The organism is Paenibacillus sp. FSL H7-0756 (genome assembly GCF_038006765.1).
Classification (GTDB): domain Bacteria; phylum Bacillota; class Bacilli; order Paenibacillales; family Paenibacillaceae; genus Paenibacillus_AQ.
The window spans coordinates 228,604-245,255 of the sequence record NZ_JBBOVT010000003.1 but is presented as its reverse complement, the minus strand read 5'-3'; the positions used below and the strand labels follow the sequence as shown (position 1 = coordinate 245,255).

Genomic DNA, 16,652 nt, shown 5'->3' with positions numbered 1-16,652 from the left:
TTAATTCCGTCTTGCAGGTGTGTTCATTCAGTCTTTAGGTGTGTTAATTCCGTCTATAGTTCACTTATTTCAGCGTAATCGTGAACGATACGGACTTCTCGCCCGCGCCCACGCTCACTGTAGTCTCATCTACCTGCTCCGCACCTTCCACGGAGGCGATAGCGCCAAGATCCTTCACCGCCAGGGTGAATGCTTTGCCGCTGCCTTCGGCAGTTACTTTTACAGTGCTGCCGCTGCGTACAGCTTGCACTTTCAGCTCAGGAGCGCCGTGGATATCGCGTACAGTCGCCGAAGCAGACTTGCCGTCCTCCAGGGAGTAGAGGCCGAACTTCACACCGTCGGCAAAATCATAATCCGGACGGCTGTCCTCGCTGCCCACAGCCAGCAGAGTGTTCGGCCGGACGAACAGCGGCAGGCTGAAGAAGTCATGCTTCTCCTTGCGCCATGATCCGCCCTGTACGGTCTCACCGTTCAACAGATGTGTCCAGCGGCCGGCCGGCAGGTAATACTTCACTTCGCCGTTCTCCTGGAAGATTGGAGCGACCAGCAGGGAATCGCCCAGCATGTACTGGCGGTCCAGCACCTCGCAGGTCGGATCTTCCGGGAATTCCATCACCATCGCACGCATCGAAGCCCAGCCCTGCTCATGTGCCTGTCCGGCTACATCATACAGGTACGGCATCAGGCTGCACTTGAGCTTGGTGAAGAAGCGGGTAACGTCCACAGCTTCGTCGTCGTACGCCCAAGGCACACGGTACGAGGTGCTGCCGTGCAGACGGCTGTGGCTGGAGAGCAGGCCGAAGGCCAGCCAGCGCTTGAACACATGTGCCGGAGCGGTGTTCTCGAACCCGCCGATATCGTGGCTCCAGAAGCCGAAGCCGGACAATCCGAGCGACAAGCCGCCGCGCAGGCTCTCTGCCATGGATTCATAGTCAGCGTAGCAGTCGCCGCCCCAGTGAACCGGGAACTGCTGCCCGCCGGCGGTGGCGGAGCGTGCGAAGACAGCTGCTTCATTTTGGCCAAGCTTCTCTTCGAGCACTTCAAAGACAACCTTGTTATACAACTGGGTATAGTAGTTATGCATCTTGTATGGATCGGAGCCGTCGAAGTATACGACATCGGTCGGAATCCGTTCGCCGAAATCCGTCTTGAAGCTGTCTACGCCCATGTCCACCAGGTCACGCAGGTAACCGGCATACCATTCACAAGCCGCAGGGTTCGTGAAGTCGACCAGTCCCATGCCTGCTTGCCAGAGGTCGGTCTGATAGACGTCGCCGTTGGCTTTTTTGAGCAGGTAACCGTTCTTGCGGCCTTCTTCAAACAGCGGGGAGCGCTGTCCGATATAGGAGTTGATCCACACACAGATCTTCAGTCCCTTGTCGTGCAGGCGCTTCAGCATACCTACCGGGTCCGGGAACACACGAGAATCCCACTGGAAATCCGTCCATTGATATTCGCGCATCCAGAAGCAGTCGAAGTGGAACACATGCAGCGGCAGATCGCGCTCCGCCATCCCTTCCACGAAGGAATTCACAGTAGCCTCATCGTAGTCCGTAGTGAACGAAGTCGTCAGCCACAGGCCAAAGGTCCAGGCCGGAGGCAGCGCTGGCTTGCCAGTCAGGGAGGTGTATTTGGTGATGACCTCTTTAATCGTCGGCCCTTCAATCACGAAGTATTCCAGACTCTCGCCCGCTACGCTGAACTGGGCCTTCTTCACCTTCTCAGACGCAATCTCATACGATACCAGCTCCGGCTGGTTCACGAAGACGCCGTATCCCTTGCTCGTCACATAGAACGGAACGTTCTTGTACGCCTGCTCGGAGCTTGTACCGCCGTCTTTGTTCCACAGATCGACCACCTGGCCGTTTTTGACAAAAGCCGTAAAGCGCTCGCCCAGACCATACACGAATTCGCCAACGCCTAAGTCCAGCTCCTCACGCATGAAGGTGTTGCCGTCCTGATCTGTGATATAGGCCATCGATTTGTAACCGCTGCCGGTAATGCGCTCGTCGCCGCGGTAGAAGTCCACAGACCAGTGAGTGCCCTTGTTGATGACCACGCGGAGTCCGCCGCTGATCAGCACCGTCTGCGCCTCTGTCTCCTCGATTTCCACATGATCGCCGGTTCCCTCAGTCAGCTCGAACGAAGGTCCGCGCGGAATCACGCCGTCGTTATGAATAATTTTGACGCCTACCACGCCCGGAAGCGGGGAATGGAATTTCACCGTCAGCAGTGTGGAGTTGAGTGTCGCCGAACGTCCCGTGATGGGTGTCGTCTGCGTGACGGCGGTTAGGCCTTCCTCCGTTTTTTCTACCACATAGTTCTGCACTGCACCATTGATTGTAATGCCGTCACGAACCAGCCATAAGCCGTCTGTAAATTTCATATGTGCACTTGCCACCCTTCGATTTGGTGTATATAGTTGCATTATACCGACAATAAAAGTTCAAAACTAATAATATATAGCTTATTTATAACACTATTTTGATTCTATCTCACAAGGAGGCCCTCTAATGGACCGCACCTCGCAGCGCTTGCTCAAAGAAGACCGCGAACACGGGGATGTCATGTTCCCCCTGGCTGCCTACTGGATCGACCTTCCCGCCGGAGCGCATGTCCTGGACACCCACTGGCATGAGGAAGCCGAGTTCTTCCTGCTGCTGGAAGGCGAGATTCTGTTTCAGGTGGACAGCGACTATTTCACGCTTCGACCCGGCGAGGCTGTGTTCATTGAATCCGGGGATATCCATGCCGCTCATGCGCTTACGGAGACTCCTTGCCGCTTCTGCGCCCTTGTCTTCCATCCTGACCTGCTGGCCAGCGCGCAATATGATACCATCCAGCAGAGCGTCATTCTGCCGCTTCAGGAGAAACGCCAGAGCTTTCCGCGCCACCTCACCCCTTCTGTTCCCTGGCAGGCGGAGCTGCTGCAGCATCTGAACCGCATGATGAACGCGTATGATCAACAAATGCCCGGATTCGAAGCTTTTATAAAAGGAACCCTGCTGATTATGCTCTCGCAGATTGCGCCGCCGGGACGTTCGGTGAACCACAGCCCCTCGGAGGGCGCGGATAACACGAAGGCAGACCGGCTGAAGAAGATCATTCTCTATATCCAGGACAACTACCAGGAGCCGATCCGTACCCGTGACCTGTCGGGGCTGATTCCGATGAGCGAAGGGCAATTCTGCCGTTTTTTCAAAAGCATGACCCGCAAGACGCCCGTCGATTACATCAACTCCTACCGGGTCCGCCAGGCCGCAGCCCTGCTGAAGCAGGGGGACCGCAAAATCTCCGATATTGCCATGGATGTCGGCTTCGACAATGTCAGCTACTTCATCAAAGTGTTCCGCAAAATCATGAACTGCTCGCCCTCCGAATTCCGCAAGGACGCCAGTCCCTTCGCCGGGCAGAACCAGCTTTATCCGTAGGCCGAACCCTTCCCTTTCTTTTTCCTGCTTACGGTTGCCCGGATACGTTTAAGTTAGTGTATGGATGACCAAGGTACCTGCCGCTTCAGCGGTGGCTTAATGGCTCATTCCGGTGGACATGCCGTCCCCGCTAATCTACTTACAGGAGGCAGATATTCATGAATCAACATGTTACCTTGCCAATTGAGGTACAGGACTTCTACAATGCAGTGAACCAATACCAGCCCGACACTCTGATCGAATTGTTCGCTCCCGGCGCTATCGTGAAGGATAACGGGAAGTCGGCCGAAGGCACAGAAGCCATTGCGGCTTGGGGAGAATCCGAGCTTTTCTCTGCTAAGGTCCGCTTTACTATTATGGAAATTGAAGAAATCCAGGGCCGCATTGCGGTGACCGCTGAGATGGAGGGGGAGTTCAATAAGAACCGTGTTCCCGCCCCGCAGCAGTTCACCCATGAATTCAAGGTACAAGGCGGCAAAATCAGCGAGCTGATCATCACGCTAAAATAACGTCGAGCATGTTCAAGGTATAACCATACGTTATAAATCAAAAGACTGTCCCATAAGTCATGAATATGACTATGCGGGACAGTCTTTTGATTACATAGGGTGGGTTTCAGCACTGGAGTGGACGCGGCGATCGCCATCCTGTTGTGTTTTTCTGTTCCCTGATTGTATTATCTGCAATAGATTCCGCTCTATTTTCCCCTAAAACTCAATCTGTTGTATTTTATACATTAGATTTCTGGATATACGCTCCAAAAGTCCACTTTCAGGAAATTCTATTGTACAGAGTGCAATGGGAGCTATTTCACAATCGATTTTAGTGAGATCTATTGCACAAAGTGCAGCCGAACATAAGCATTTTAGTAAATACGCACATACAGTACCTGCAGAGGCCACTTGGCGGACGTAAAGTACCTGCCACGAAGCACGGACTCGCTGCCAGAGCTCCTATACAAAGCATGTCTTGAGCTGAAGACCTAAGCCCCCTTTTCAACCCTCCTTACGGATCACAATAAAGCAGGTGCTGTCCGGAAGCGGCACAGGCTCTCCGCTCTCACCCATAATTTTAACCCTGTTCTCCAGTGCCTCCGTATATCCCTCCTGCAAATAATGACGGAGGACCTCTATCTTCGCCCGGTCCCCAAGCGTCTGCTGAATGAATGCGGAGTACTGCGAGGGTGTGAAATAACCGAACTGCTCCTGAACCTCATGAATGTAAGCTTCCTCCCCCCAGGTGTAGGTATAGAGGAATTCCATCGCATCATTTACCGGCATCAGAACCTCCTGTTCGCCAAGCTGTTCATAACGGATATTCCGTCCGGCAAAATCCTTCGCATACCGTTCCAGCCACGCCATGCCGTCCGTCTCCAGAAACCGTACGCGGCGCTGCTGCTCCTCAGGCTCGCTCATAATACCGTCACGGATAATAATCGTCCCGCCATCTGCCAGTACATCGAAGGCGCTGGTCAGCGCTGCCGCCACCGTGCCGTGATTGAACTTCCGGCCGTCAAACGGCACATAGGAATACAGCTCATGCAGAATCGATGAGAAAATCACCGTGTCCACCGTGCCCGGCTCCACATAATCCTTCAGGTTCAGGGCATCGCCCTGGAGCACCTCCCAGCGGCGGCCCTCCCGCTGCTTGCGCTGCCGCAGCGCTTCAATCACATTGCTTGAGATATCAATCCCCACCGGCACGGCCTCCGGCATCCGCTCCTCAATCAGATCGAGCAGCACCCCGCCGCCGGGTCCGATGTCCAGCACCTTCCGTCCGGTAACGTAGTCCAGAATCACTGCCTTATAGTCAGCCGTATCATTCATCTGGCTTAAATACGTGTCCTCGTTGTGGAAGCGGTCGAAGGCGTCCCGCCGCAGATCGAACAGGTCGAACAGCAGCAGGACCGCCCGCTCATACAGCGCCGACTTCTCGGCCTCTATGCAGAACTCAATCAGCTTCTCCGCTGCCGCTGAGAACTCAAAATGGAAGAATAGCGTATCCGGCAGATGTTCCTTGCCCAGCAGCCGGTACGTAAGATGCGGGTTGCTGCCGGAAGGCTTCACGCCGCTGTAGATCTCCTCCCAGCCCAGCTCCGAGAGATATTTCTCAATAATCCGTTTTTTATAGACATTGATCTTCTTGCTGCCCTTGTAGTCATAATGAATACTGTTCATGACCGCCTCGAAGCTCAGATGGCTTAGCTGAAGCGGGCCGCTGCCGGCCACCAGACTCATGACCTTCAGGAACTGCTCCAGCGAGAAGGTCTGGAGTGCCGACTCCACATACCAGAAGGTGGCAGGCTGCAGCGGATCCAGCGCAGCAGGGAGGAAGCCCTCCTGTACCAGCCTGTCCCACTCCGCCTCATAATCCTCCCCCTGGGCAATGGACCCGGCGCGCATTCTCCGCAGACGCTCCTTCATCGGGACCTCAGGCTGCAGATTTCCTGAAGCAATAACAGCAATCAGCTCCATGACCTGCAGGCGGACCTCCTGCCACAGCTCCGGGGATACCGCAGCAATGATGCAGTGATTCAGCGCGAACAGAAGCCGCTCCAGCTCTTCTGCGCCCAGCAGTCCCTGCTCCACCAGTGCGGACAACGGAAGATTGACGGAAGGCGGAACCTCGCCGCGGATTTGCTGTCCAATCAGCCCGTGAGTCTCAATCAGCGTATGTATCACCCGTCTCTTCTCCGCAGAGCCTGCCTCGTCCCGCTTCAACCCTTCCGCATACCGCCGGTATAACTCCGCGGAGCCGATATTATGAACGAAAATATTAATGCCCTCTTCCTGCCAGCTCCGGCGCTGACGGAGAGTCCCCCCCTTGGCCGTCTCCGACCAGATCAGCGTCTCCTCGGCCAGCTCCTTGATCCAGTACGACAGCGGCAGACTGTCCAGCACCCGCAGGCTCCGCTCCACATAATCCAGCACCGGATTCTGCTGCGCAAGCGACTGCAGCGATTCTACCCGCTCCAGGTTCACAATCGTCTGCTCCGCCTGCACGATGGACTCCAGCCATGGATAGCCTTCTCCGGCAGGCCACCCTCCTTCACGATACGCCTCTATAGCCCGTAATGATTTCAGCATTTGCATGCCTCCCTATGTAATAGCAATCTATATACAATAGCCCATGTACTTCAGGTTTGAATCAGAAGCTCTGACGAATTGAACAAACCGCAAGCTTCTGGATAGAAGCTTGCGGCTGCGAAGAGCTCTTGTTCAATTGTATCAGATTTATGGCCGGGAATCAGATCCACTCATTTCACGCCTGCCATGAATTCTCTGTAATCCTTGGCAATCTCTTTGGACAGCGTATGGTGCAGATAATGACCGCCTTCGAGCGGCACCAGCTTACCGTACACGGAATCCTTCACCTGTTCTTCATGCAGCTGCATCCAGCCCTCAACATCGGTATTATTCGACTGTACGAAGAGCAGCAGCGGAAGCTCTTTGGGGAAGGTCAGCGCCTGGGCTGCTGTGAAATTCTCCTTGAAATGGTCGATCTCATTCATGACAGTGTCATTGTTTAAATTCTTTGTGGCGATCATTTTCATCTGCTGCTTGGTATGCTCGTCGAACGGAAGCCCGGCATACGGGTCGGGGCCTATCTTTTGGAGCAATCGCATGATGCCGGATTTGTCGAGGAACTTCAGCGTCCCCACCGGTATTTTATCGTCCAAGCCCCCTTGGTTCGGCACACTGCTGTCGATTCCTACAAAAGCCTGCACTTCATCCTTATACTTGTTCACATAATCCAGCCCGTAGATTCCGGCGATGGAATGTCCCATAAGCGTGTAACGCTTGATTCCAAGCTGCTGCAATGCTTCATGAATCTCACTGACGATATTGTCCGAGGTCCGTTCCTTATCTGTCCGGTCACTTAAGCCATAGCCGAACGGCTCCACCACGACTACTTTGTAATTAGGGGACAGCTCGTCTACCAGCGGTTTGAAGTCAAGTGCAGGCGCCCCGGTGCCATACCCCGTCAGCAGCACCACGGTCTCCTCACCCGATCCCTGGATGAGCACATTCATCTTCTTACCATCGACTGGCACAAGCTGCCCGTACTGATCAATCTTCTTCAGCTCCGATTTGCTGCTGATGATATTGACCACAAATACTACGGCAAAAAATAACACGATCACGATCAGCAATGCCGCTATAGATTTAAGCAGAATTCTGAGTCCTTTTTTCATTATACAATCACCTGTCCTTATGAATCGGATGTGCTGCCTTGATGAGGAGCTAAGGATAGTATATATAATGAAAATGTACTCTCCGTGACGGTAATATGAACGGAGGATGAACGGGAGAAACAAACTTAATTCGCCGGTATATTCAGCGGCAGCGTTACAATGAAGCTTGTGCCTGCGCCAAGCTCACTCTCGACCCGGATATCTCCTTGGTGAAGCAGCACGATCTGCTTCACGATCGCCAGCCCCATCCCGCTGCCGTTATACTTGTTGCTGTGGGAGCGGTCCGCCTTGAAGAAGCGTTCGAAGATCCGCTTCTGGTCCTCGGGGGCGATCCCGATGCCGGTATCGGATACACGAACGGTCACACTTTTATTATCTTGCTTCGTATGGACACTTATTACTCCCCCATCCCCGGAGAACTTGATGCTGTTGCCCAGCAGGTTCGTCCATACCTGGCTCAACAGGTCATAATCCGCCGTGAGCACGGCAGCCGTCAGCTGAAGATCGAAGTTGATGCGGCGGGCCGACCATTGCGGCTGAAGGGCAACGATCACGCGCCGGAGCTGTTCATCCAGGCTGAAGGTGGTGAACCGGAGCTGCTGGGACTGCGATTCAAGCAGACTCAGCTTCAGCAGGCTGTCGCTCATCTTGGACATCCGCTCGGCTTCCCCGATGATGATATCGATATAGCGGCCCCGCTCGCTCTCCGGGATATTCATCTGCTTCAGCGCCAGGGCATAGCCGGAGATGGAGGTTAGCGGTGACTGCACCTCATGGGATACATTGGACACGAAGTCACGGCGCATCTGCTCCAGCTGCTGCAGATCATGCATCATCTCCTCGAAGCTGCGCGCGAGGGCACCCAGCTCTCCCTTCTGCTTGATATTCAGCTTCACATTAAAGTCCCCGGCTGCGATCTTGCGTGTCGCGTTGGTCAGCTTCTTGATCGGCCGGACCAGGAACATGGCCGCTACCAGGATTATTAGACTCCCGGAGACCAGCGAATACACCACGAAATTCACCAGCCATTTCAGCACAAAGTCGGCAGACGGGGGACCGACAGGCTCTACGAACAATGCTTTTTTTCCCGTATCCGTAGTTAATTGCACTCCCAGCAGGCTGACGGAGATGCCTGTCGGATTGACCTGCACGATCCCGCCTGCCAGCACCTGCTGCACCTGCGCTTCAGTCACAGTCTCCAGCTTCAGTCCTTCTGGCCCGCCGTAAGACTGAACCCCGCCGTTCGCATCATAAATCCGCACATGGTAGGTCTCAAGCTGCTTCATGCTGCTTACGAACTTGTCGGCTTCCGTCAGCGGGAAGATATCATAGATCTGTACGACATCTTGTGCGAAGCGCTGCAATTGAACCTGCAGATTCTCGTTCAATTCGTCTTTATATATCCAAATCGCCAGATTGAAGGAGATCACTGTCCCCCCGATCACGGAGACCAGGAAGATCAGGACCACCCGGGTATAGAGAGATTTGATCATTCAGTAACCTCAAGCCGGTAGCCAAGCCCCCGTACAGTCTCAATCCGAAAATCCGGCGAAGCCGCAAACCGTTCCCGCAGGCGCTTGATATGTACATCTATCGTCCGGTCATCCCCGGCGTAATCAATCCCCCAGATCTGGTCGATCAGCTGCTCGCGGGTATAGACCTGTCCCGGTGTTCCGGCCAGCTTGTACAGCAGCTCGAACTCCTTCAGCGGCAGGGACAGCGCTTCTGTACCGTTCATTACCTTGTAGGTCTGCCGGTCCAGCGTTACCTCTCCGATACGGATCGTATGCGACTTGCCGATTCCCGAGCGTTTCAGCAAGGCTCTGACGCGGACCGTCAGCTCCAGCGGATCGAAGGGCTTGGTCAGATAATCATCAGTTCCCAGCTCGAAGCCCTTCACCTTCTCCCAGGTCTCCCCCTTTGCCGTCAGCATTAACAGCGGCAGCTCCGGGTCCGCTCTGCGGAGCTCCTTGCATAGCGCCCAGCCGTCCATCACCGGCATCATAATATCCAGGATGACCAGATCCACATGCGTTCTGGCATAGACCGCCAGCGCCTCTTGGCCGTCTGCCGCTTCAGCGGTATCGAATCCGTCATTGCGCAGAAATAGGCAGACAAGCTCGCGGATATTCGCATCGTCGTCTGCAACAAGTATAGTAGGCATCTATTCCCTCTTTTCGTATGATCCGGCCTTATAAAGCTCTCTTCTCTCTAGCATCACCCTGCTGCCTTGCCGGTATGCACTGCACCAGCATCCACTCCGGCCTCGCGCTCCGGCTAGGTGCCGAACCGCTGCCGGTAGCCGCATTTGCGGCACAGCTCCTCAACAGCTTCCCGCCGCGAGAAGCCGTAGAACAGATTATTCGCCCGTTCCCCCTCAACAATCTCGGAGAACGGCTGCTCATGAATATTGCCGAGGTTGATCACCCCTTCGCCATCCAGACAGCACGGCACAACGGTGCCGTCTACCAGGACCGCCGCCTGGCTGCGCAGCGCATGGCAGAAGCCCTTGCCGTCATCCTCCGGCTCATGCAGCGCCGGCCATCTGAACTCGTGGTCCTGGTTCAGGTACACGCGCGGGGCAATCTTCACGCCGCTGCCGGGGACGACCTTCTCCTCGATCCTGTAGCCCAGTCCAAAAGCCTCCTCCAGCAGCGCCAGCGTCTCACGGTTGCGCGCCTTCTCCAGATTCGTCCGGTTGTCCTCCGTCAGATTCCAGAGCCGGAACGAGACAATGACGCCCTGAGCTGAGATCTCCCGGACGAACTGGATGATCTCTGTGAGATAACCTTCGCGGTTCTCCGAGCCTGCATGGCCGTCGAAGCTATGCAGCGAGAAGTTCATCTGCCGCAGCGCCGGCTTGCCAAGCAGCTTCGGCCCTGCCTTACGGATCAAAGTACCGTTGGTCGTAATGTTGACCTTGAAGCCCTTGGCATGCGCGGCATCCAGCAGCTCGCCCAGCTTCGGATGCAGCAGCGGCTCGCCTTTGACATGCAGATAGATATGATTGCTATGCGGTTTGATCTCATCAAGGATGGTACCAAACGTCTCCAGCTTCATAAAATTCTTCTGCCGCTCCGTGGGCGGACAGAAGCTGCAGGCCAGGTTGCAGACGCTTGTGATCTCGATGTATACCTTTTTGAACGTCTTCAAGTTCCGCTCCCCATTTCAATATATAATGCAGGCCAGGCTGCCCGTTACGCTAGAGATCCGAAGCATACCGCAGGCCGATCTGGGCTCTCGCCTCTTCCATCAGCTCTGCCACCGCGAGGGAATTGGCGTGGCTGTTGGTCGCGCTCTCCCGCTGCCCGCTCTTCAGCAGATGAATGAACTCCTCAACCTCATAGTACATTGCCTCATACACCTGCGGGAGCGTAAGCTCCTCGACGGTTCCGTCGCGGTAGTGGATTTTGACCTGATAGGGCTGGTTAATCTTGTCGATAACCATTGTTGCATTCTCTCCCTGAATCTCGGCAGGCAGATAGGAGTCCGCAATCTTGGAATGCATAATGACCGCCCCCATGTCGGGGTAGCGCATCACCATGCTGCCTTCGCCGTCCACACCCGAAGCGAGCATCAGACCTGCCGACTTCACTGTATCCGGCTTGCCGAACAAGACCACCATCGGATACAGGCAGTAGATGCCCAGATCCATCAGAGAGCCGTTGGAATATTCAGGATTGAACGCGTTCAGCACCGTCCCCTGGCGGTAAGCATCATACCTGGAAGAGTATTGACAATAACCTGCGAAGTAGCGCCGGACTTGACCCAGCTTATATAAGTTATCCCGGATCACGCCAAAATTCGGCATGAACGTGGATTTCATCGCTTCCATGAACAGCACATCATTGCTGCGCGCTGCTTCAATCATCGCCTTGAGCTCCCGGCTGTTGGAGGCCGCCGGCTTCTCACAAAGGACATGCTTGCCGTGATTCAGACAGATCAATGAATGCTCCGCATGCATGGAGTTGGGGCTGGCAATATAGACCGCGTCCACCTCTGCGCTTGATACCATCGCCTCCAGATCCGTATAGATCGAAGCCCCGGCATACTTGGCGGCAAAAGCCTGTCCCTTCTCCTCTGTGCGGGAATACACGGCCGTAAGCAGAAACTCCTCATTCTCAAGTCCCGCCTGCACAAAGCGGTCTGTAATCCAGTTAGTCCCTACAACCCCGAAACGAATAGTCATGAATGATCCCGTCCTTTTTCAAAATATAAGAATTTATATGCTTCACGCTATACATTATCCTTCTATTTCTCGCCGAAACGGTACCGTCCTCTAAAAGGATGGTAAGCCCTTTCCACTTGAAATGTCAGCTATAACTGCTATTTTCTCATTCCATGATAGGTATGTCCACTTATATACCGTAATTTCCGACAAATTCCGCTAGATTTCGCTTGTGAAAAAAAGCACCTGAGGATTAACACAGAATTCACCTTCATTCGTCCCCCCATTAGAGATTCCACGCCAACCTAACACCCTGCATCAACTCCAACAGAGCCATTCTACTCCCACCTAGCCTTATATCCCCCACAGCCGAGCCACTCTACTCCCACCTAGCCTTATATCTCCCACAGCCGAGCCGCAATTGTACTTCGTACAATAGAATCCGGTGTAAAGCTCCCGTTTTGGCATTCTGCTGTATTTCGTACAACAGAATTTGCAGTTTGGGCCTGTAGCAGGCCTTTTTACATAAATCTGCTGTATCAAATACAATAGAATCGATTTTAGAGGTGTTTTGGGGACTTTCTATTGCACATAATGCAATCACCCGACTGGTGAAAGCGGGTTAGGCGCGGTGAACAATGAGTAGAACGCAATGGCAGTTGGACACTGGGCACTGGGCACTGGGCACTTGGCACTTGGGCAATGGTTTTGCGCAGCACAAAAATTCGGAGTTATTCGGTGTTAGTTGTACAGATTGCATTTCAGTATCCCCTTGCACCTTAACCGTGGAACAGCAAACCCTCACTAAGCAATTAGTTAACGTCCTTCTCACAAATTCACATCTGATGCGCTACTAGCGGACAGCAAACAGCTCACTTACCATCCATTTGTCCCATAATACGAGTTACAACGAACAGCTCACTTACCATCCAGTGTCCCATAATACGAGTTACAGCGAACAGCTCACGTACCATCCATTTGTCCCATAATACGAGTTACAGCGAACAGCTCACTTACCATCCAGTGTCCCACAATTCGAGCGACAACGAACAGTGCGCCCACTATCCAGTGTCCCACAATTCGAGCGACAGCAAACAGCCCCCGCTCATCCCGGCGGGGGCTGTCTTCATCCTGCGCGCGGCCCACTGGACACGCGCAGGATTTTAACCGTAAAAAGCCACAAGCTGGCGCACAATCTCCGCCTTATCATGATCCACTACAACCTGGTGCTGCGGCTGCTCAAACAAGGCTGAGATCTGCGCCGGGAACTCCTGCTTGATGCCGGTCAAGGCAATCGCCTCATCGAACTTGGCCGGATGCGCTGTAGCGTAAGCAATGCTTACCTCATCCGGGGCACTGAACTTCTCGTACGCGGCTACGCCACAAGCCGTATGCGGGTCGAGCAGATAGCCGGATTCCTGCTGGTACTTGCTGATAATCTCCAGACACTGCGCGTTCTTCACACCCAGCGCCGAGAAGTCCGCCTGTACCCGGGCCAGCAGTTCGCCCTCCACCTTAATTGCGCCCTCACTCTGCAAGGCTGCCATGTACCCGGACAGCTTCTCTGCATCCTCATCCAGCAGATAATACAGATAGCGCTCAAAGTTGCTCGCCACCTGGATATCCATTGACGGGCTGTAGGTGCCCGTGAAGCTGCCCGGCTTGTATTCACCGGTAACCACGAACCGTTCGAGGATGTTGTTCTCATTGGTGGCGATGATCAGCTTGTGGATCGGCAGACCCATTTTCTGCGCCAGGTAGCCTGAGAAAATATTACCGAAGTTACCCGAAGGCACACTGATGTTGACCTTCTTCTGATCGCTTCCCGGAAGCTGAAGATATGCATGGAAATAATAGACCGTCTGCGCCAGAATGCGCACGAAGTTAATGGAGTTAATTGCCCGCAGGTGATACCGTCCCTTGAAGCCGAGATCGGCGAACAGCTCCTTGATAATCTTCTGGCAATCGTCGAAGTTACCGTCTACAGACAGATTCAGCACGTTGCTGTCATCTACGGTGGTCATTTGCAGCTCCTGTACCTTGCTGACCTTGCCGTGCGGATGAAGGATACAGATCTTGATCCCTTCTTTGCCGCGCACTCCTTGAATCGCAGCCGCTCCGGTATCGCCGGAGGTAGCCCCGAGAATATGGATGATCTCACCGCGCACCCTGGCAATATAGGAATACAGCTCGCCCATGAACTGCAGCGCCACATCCTTGAAGGCAAACGTCGGCCCGTGGAACAGCTCCAGCACGTATAGAGAATCGTTCACCCGGTGCAGCGGCGTAACTTCCGGAGCGCGGAAGTTGCCATAGCTGGTGTAGACCATCGAGCGCAGATCTTCATAAGGAATTTCGTCATTGGTATAGTAAGAGAAAATCTCAAGGAACAGCTCCTGAAAGCTCAGGCTTCTCCATTCCTCCAGCTTCTCCGGGGAAATCACCGGAATCTCAGCCGGCACCATCAACCCGCCGTCATCCGCCAGCCCCATCAGAACTGTATCAATAAAGCCTCTGGCCGCTACCTTGCCTCTTGTGCTTATATACTCCATACCCGTCTCATCCTCCTGAACCCCTCTTTATTTACTGTACATAGTACCACGTTTACGCATTAAAGTCCGCTGATTCTATAAGATTAAGGCCCCGGAGCTATTTGCCCTGAAGCTCTTTCCAGACGGTTTTGTTGCTGTACTTCTTCTCTGTGCTGACATCCAGGCCGAACCACTCCGGGGCCGAGAAGCGCTCCGCTTCCTCCAGCGAATCGAACTCAACCTCAAGCACCGTAAGCTCCAGCTGGGTGTAGAGATCAATCTCCACCGTGGTACCGTTCCATACGCCTGTAATGCGGGTTTTGACCAGCGGGACCGCCTTCACAGCCTCAATCATCTGGTTATACAAGCCTGCGGAAATGAAATATTCAATCTCTTGGCGACTGATGCCCTTGCCATCCTTGAATGTATGCGTGTAAGTAACTTCACCCGTGTCCAGATCCGTAATCTTCCGCACCCGCAGCTCCTGCCCGTCCTCAATCGCAAGATACGTCTGGTCAATACTGTGACGGGTCAGCACCTTCAGCTGTCCTTCTTCAATCAGCCGCTCCGGGTATTCCGGCAGCAGGAATTTGCGTTCAATCTCCATAGCCATGCTGTTTCTCTCCTCTGTGTGCGAGCTTTGTGCGAGCGTTAATGGTACATATTATTTATCATCATAGGGGCGGGTCATACGCAAGTCAACCGGAGGGAACAGATTCACGGGGAAAATATTCCTATGCCTTTCCTGCTCCCGGGACATAAATGTTTTTGGCTCCCCAGGCTACGATCTCTTCAATTAACGGGACCAGCTCCTGCCCGGAGGGGGTCAGCGAATATTCGACGCGCGGAGGCACCTCATGATATTGCTCACGATGGATAATCCCATGGTCGATAAGATCCTTGAGACAATTCGTTAACGTGGTTCCGGTGATGCCGTTCAGCCTTCTTTTTAGCTCGTTATACCGGATCGGCCCCTCTTCGCTCAGTAAAGCGAGGATAGGCAGATTCCACTTCCCGCTGATGACATGAAAAGCAAAGGTGGCGGGGCACATCTGCGTTAAGTCGACCTCATATTTCATAGGGGATTCCTCCGTAAGTATATTTTATATACCAGGTATTAAAAACAATAGTACTTGTTAATCTGATTCCAGATATTATAATCATACTACAAGTGGAAACGACTTTGCCGTCCTTTTAAAGGATGGTACCGTTTCAGCGAGAAATAGGAGGTAAACAGCTATGAATACGAATCCTATGATCTGTGATTTGAAGACAGGTGTATGCGGGGTCAGCGACGAGGAGCCTACGCAAATTATAGATTTTAATCCGCAGCCGCAGCCCAAAGTTACTCTCTATTATGCGACAGATCCGATCTGTTCACACTGCTGGGCCATCGAGCCTACACTGAACCGGTTTATTCAGCAATATGGCAAGTACTTTGAACTACAGCCTCTAATGGGCGGGTTATTAGCGGGTTGGAATGGCTTTGCTGACAAGGCGAATGGAATACAGCAGCCAGCCGATGTAGCGGGGCACTGGCAGGAAGTCGGAGAGCATTACCGCATGCCTATTGACGGCACCCTATGGCTCCACAATCCGATTATGTCCTCTTATCCGCCCTCCAGAGTGTTCAAGGTTATCCAGCAGAGACATCCGGGGAAGGAGCTGGCCTACTTGCGGAGCGCGAGAGAAGCCGTCTTCGTCTTCAACCGGAATATCGGGGAAGACGGGGTACTCACGGATATTGTGGATAGTCTGGGATTACCCGGCGATGAGATCGTTCAGGGCGCAGGACTGGAAGCGGCACAGGAACTGCTGGAGGAGGATTTCCAGAAGGTAGCCCAGCTCGGCGTACGCGGCTTCCCGACCCTTGTCATGGTCAATGAAGAGAACCAAGGCATCAAGCTCGTCGGGTCCCGTACCCTGCAAAACTACGTGGACGCCTTGCAGCAGCTTATCCCTGAGCCTCTTGCTCCTGCTGCTCTACCGGCTATGCCGGAGCTGCTGGCCGAAGGACATCTTCTCTTCTCCAGAGAAATCGAGGCCATGTACGATATCGGGCAGGATGAGGTGGAGGCCTTCACCGCCGATGCGCTTCCTGCGCATGCTTACCGCACCCGGAAGATTCTGGGTGAGATGTTCATCGAACCGGCCTGAAGACGGCTGGGTATTCAAAAACAGCGGTCCCCCGTCATCGGAGGACCGCTGTTTGTTTGATTATACCGAAGCATGATGCCCATATACCGAAGCATGATATCCATATATCAAATCATAATGCCCATATAACGAAGCATGATGCCCATGCGGACTGAGAATCCGCTATTCGG

Annotated in this window: 13 protein-coding genes; 3 read left to right on the top strand and 10 right to left on the bottom strand. The window is 53.7% G+C overall.

The features are described from left to right. Positions 1-64: 64 nt before the first annotated feature. On the bottom strand, positions 65-2,386 hold the full coding sequence (gene yicI / locus NST04_RS26975; protein WP_341187016.1) for an alpha-xylosidase: 2,322 nt from the start codon (positions 2,384-2,386) through the stop codon (positions 65-67). Positions 2,387-2,513: 127 nt separating this feature from the next. Between yicI and NST04_RS26970 the strand changes: the two genes are divergently transcribed. Together NST04_RS26970 and NST04_RS26965 are read left to right on the top strand one after the other, a co-directional pair. Next, positions 2,514-3,431, top strand: a complete 918-nt coding sequence (locus tag NST04_RS26970; protein ID WP_341187015.1) for a helix-turn-helix transcriptional regulator — start codon at positions 2,514-2,516, stop codon at positions 3,429-3,431. A gap of 158 nt (positions 3,432-3,589) precedes the next feature. Continuing rightward, positions 3,590-3,940: a nuclear transport factor 2 family protein gene (locus NST04_RS26965; RefSeq protein WP_341187014.1), complete on the top strand. Its 351-nt coding sequence runs from the start codon at positions 3,590-3,592 to the stop codon at positions 3,938-3,940. A 486-nt stretch (positions 3,941-4,426) separates the two neighbouring features. Here NST04_RS26965 and NST04_RS26960 read toward each other — a convergent pair whose 3' ends face one another. The 9 genes from NST04_RS26960 to NST04_RS26920 all read right to left on the bottom strand — a co-directional run bounded on the left by NST04_RS26960 (position 4,427) and on the right by NST04_RS26920 (position 15,404). Next, complete coding sequence (locus NST04_RS26960; protein WP_341187013.1) at positions 4,427-6,517, bottom strand: class I SAM-dependent methyltransferase; 2,091 nt, start codon at positions 6,515-6,517, stop codon at positions 4,427-4,429. 170 nt (positions 6,518-6,687) lie between these two features. Continuing rightward, positions 6,688-7,626, bottom strand: a complete 939-nt coding sequence (locus NST04_RS26955) for an alpha/beta fold hydrolase (RefSeq protein ID WP_341187012.1) — start codon at positions 7,624-7,626, stop codon at positions 6,688-6,690. A gap of 125 nt (positions 7,627-7,751) precedes the next feature. Further along, complete coding sequence (locus NST04_RS26950) at positions 7,752-9,119, bottom strand: sensor histidine kinase (protein ID WP_341187011.1); 1,368 nt, start codon at positions 9,117-9,119, stop codon at positions 7,752-7,754. Beyond that, the gene (locus NST04_RS26945) at positions 9,116-9,790 is read right to left on the bottom strand and encodes a response regulator transcription factor (protein WP_341187010.1); all 675 of its coding nucleotides are present in this window, start codon (positions 9,788-9,790) and stop codon (positions 9,116-9,118) included. Before NST04_RS26945 ends, NST04_RS26950 begins: the two co-directional genes overlap by 4 nt. 113 nt (positions 9,791-9,903) lie before the next feature. Next, positions 9,904-10,779, bottom strand: a complete 876-nt coding sequence (locus NST04_RS26940; RefSeq protein WP_341187009.1) for a radical SAM/SPASM domain-containing protein — start codon at positions 10,777-10,779, stop codon at positions 9,904-9,906. Positions 10,780-10,828: 49 nt separating this feature from the next. Continuing rightward, entirely contained in the window at positions 10,829-11,815 is a 987-nt protein-coding gene (locus NST04_RS26935) for a Gfo/Idh/MocA family protein (protein WP_341187008.1), read from the bottom strand. 1,142 nt (positions 11,816-12,957) lie between these two features. Next, positions 12,958-14,346 carry a threonine synthase gene (thrC, locus tag NST04_RS26930; protein ID WP_341187007.1) on the bottom strand — a complete coding sequence of 463 codons (1,389 nt, stop codon included), beginning with the start codon at positions 14,344-14,346 and terminating at the stop codon, positions 12,958-12,960. A gap of 97 nt (positions 14,347-14,443) precedes the next feature. Then, a complete protein-coding gene (locus tag NST04_RS26925) occupies positions 14,444-14,938 on the bottom strand; it encodes a CYTH domain-containing protein (RefSeq protein WP_341187006.1) in 495 nt (164 codons plus the stop codon). Positions 14,939-15,059: 121 nt separating this feature from the next. Beyond that, positions 15,060-15,404 (bottom strand): winged helix-turn-helix transcriptional regulator, encoded by a 345-nt coding sequence (locus NST04_RS26920; protein ID WP_083678192.1) that lies wholly within the window; start codon positions 15,402-15,404, stop codon positions 15,060-15,062. 160 nt (positions 15,405-15,564) lie between these two features. Here NST04_RS26920 and NST04_RS26915 point away from each other — a divergent pair, with 160 nt between their 5' ends. Further along, complete coding sequence (locus NST04_RS26915; protein ID WP_341187005.1) at positions 15,565-16,482, top strand: DsbA family protein; 918 nt, start codon at positions 15,565-15,567, stop codon at positions 16,480-16,482. The last annotated feature ends 170 nt before the right edge of the window (positions 16,483-16,652 follow it).

What these genes read in the sequence shown, in the direction of transcription:
- NST04_RS26945 (WP_341187010.1), bottom strand. Translation starts at nt 9,790, where the DNA reads ATGCCTACTATACTTGTTGCAGACGACGATGCGAATATCCGCGAGCTT.
- NST04_RS26915 (WP_341187005.1), top strand. Translation starts at nt 15,565, where the DNA reads ATGAATACGAATCCTATGATCTGTGATTTGAAGACAGGTGTATGCGGG.
- NST04_RS26965 (WP_341187014.1), top strand. Translation starts at nt 3,590, where the DNA reads ATGAATCAACATGTTACCTTGCCAATTGAGGTACAGGACTTCTACAAT.
- yicI (WP_341187016.1), bottom strand. Translation starts at nt 2,386, where the DNA reads ATGAAATTTACAGACGGCTTATGGCTGGTTCGTGACGGCATTACAATC.
- NST04_RS26970 (WP_341187015.1), top strand. Translation starts at nt 2,514, where the DNA reads ATGGACCGCACCTCGCAGCGCTTGCTCAAAGAAGACCGCGAACACGGG.
- NST04_RS26925 (WP_341187006.1), bottom strand. Translation starts at nt 14,938, where the DNA reads ATGGCTATGGAGATTGAACGCAAATTCCTGCTGCCGGAATACCCGGAG.
- NST04_RS26960 (WP_341187013.1), bottom strand. Translation starts at nt 6,517, where the DNA reads ATGCTGAAATCATTACGGGCTATAGAGGCGTATCGTGAAGGAGGGTGG.
- NST04_RS26950 (WP_341187011.1), bottom strand. Translation starts at nt 9,119, where the DNA reads ATGATCAAATCTCTCTATACCCGGGTGGTCCTGATCTTCCTGGTCTCC.
- NST04_RS26935 (WP_341187008.1), bottom strand. Translation starts at nt 11,815, where the DNA reads ATGACTATTCGTTTCGGGGTTGTAGGGACTAACTGGATTACAGACCGC.
- thrC (WP_341187007.1), bottom strand. Translation starts at nt 14,346, where the DNA reads ATGGAGTATATAAGCACAAGAGGCAAGGTAGCGGCCAGAGGCTTTATT.
- NST04_RS26920 (WP_083678192.1), bottom strand. Translation starts at nt 15,404, where the DNA reads ATGAAATATGAGGTCGACTTAACGCAGATGTGCCCCGCCACCTTTGCT.
- NST04_RS26955 (WP_341187012.1), bottom strand. Translation starts at nt 7,626, where the DNA reads ATGAAAAAAGGACTCAGAATTCTGCTTAAATCTATAGCGGCATTGCTG.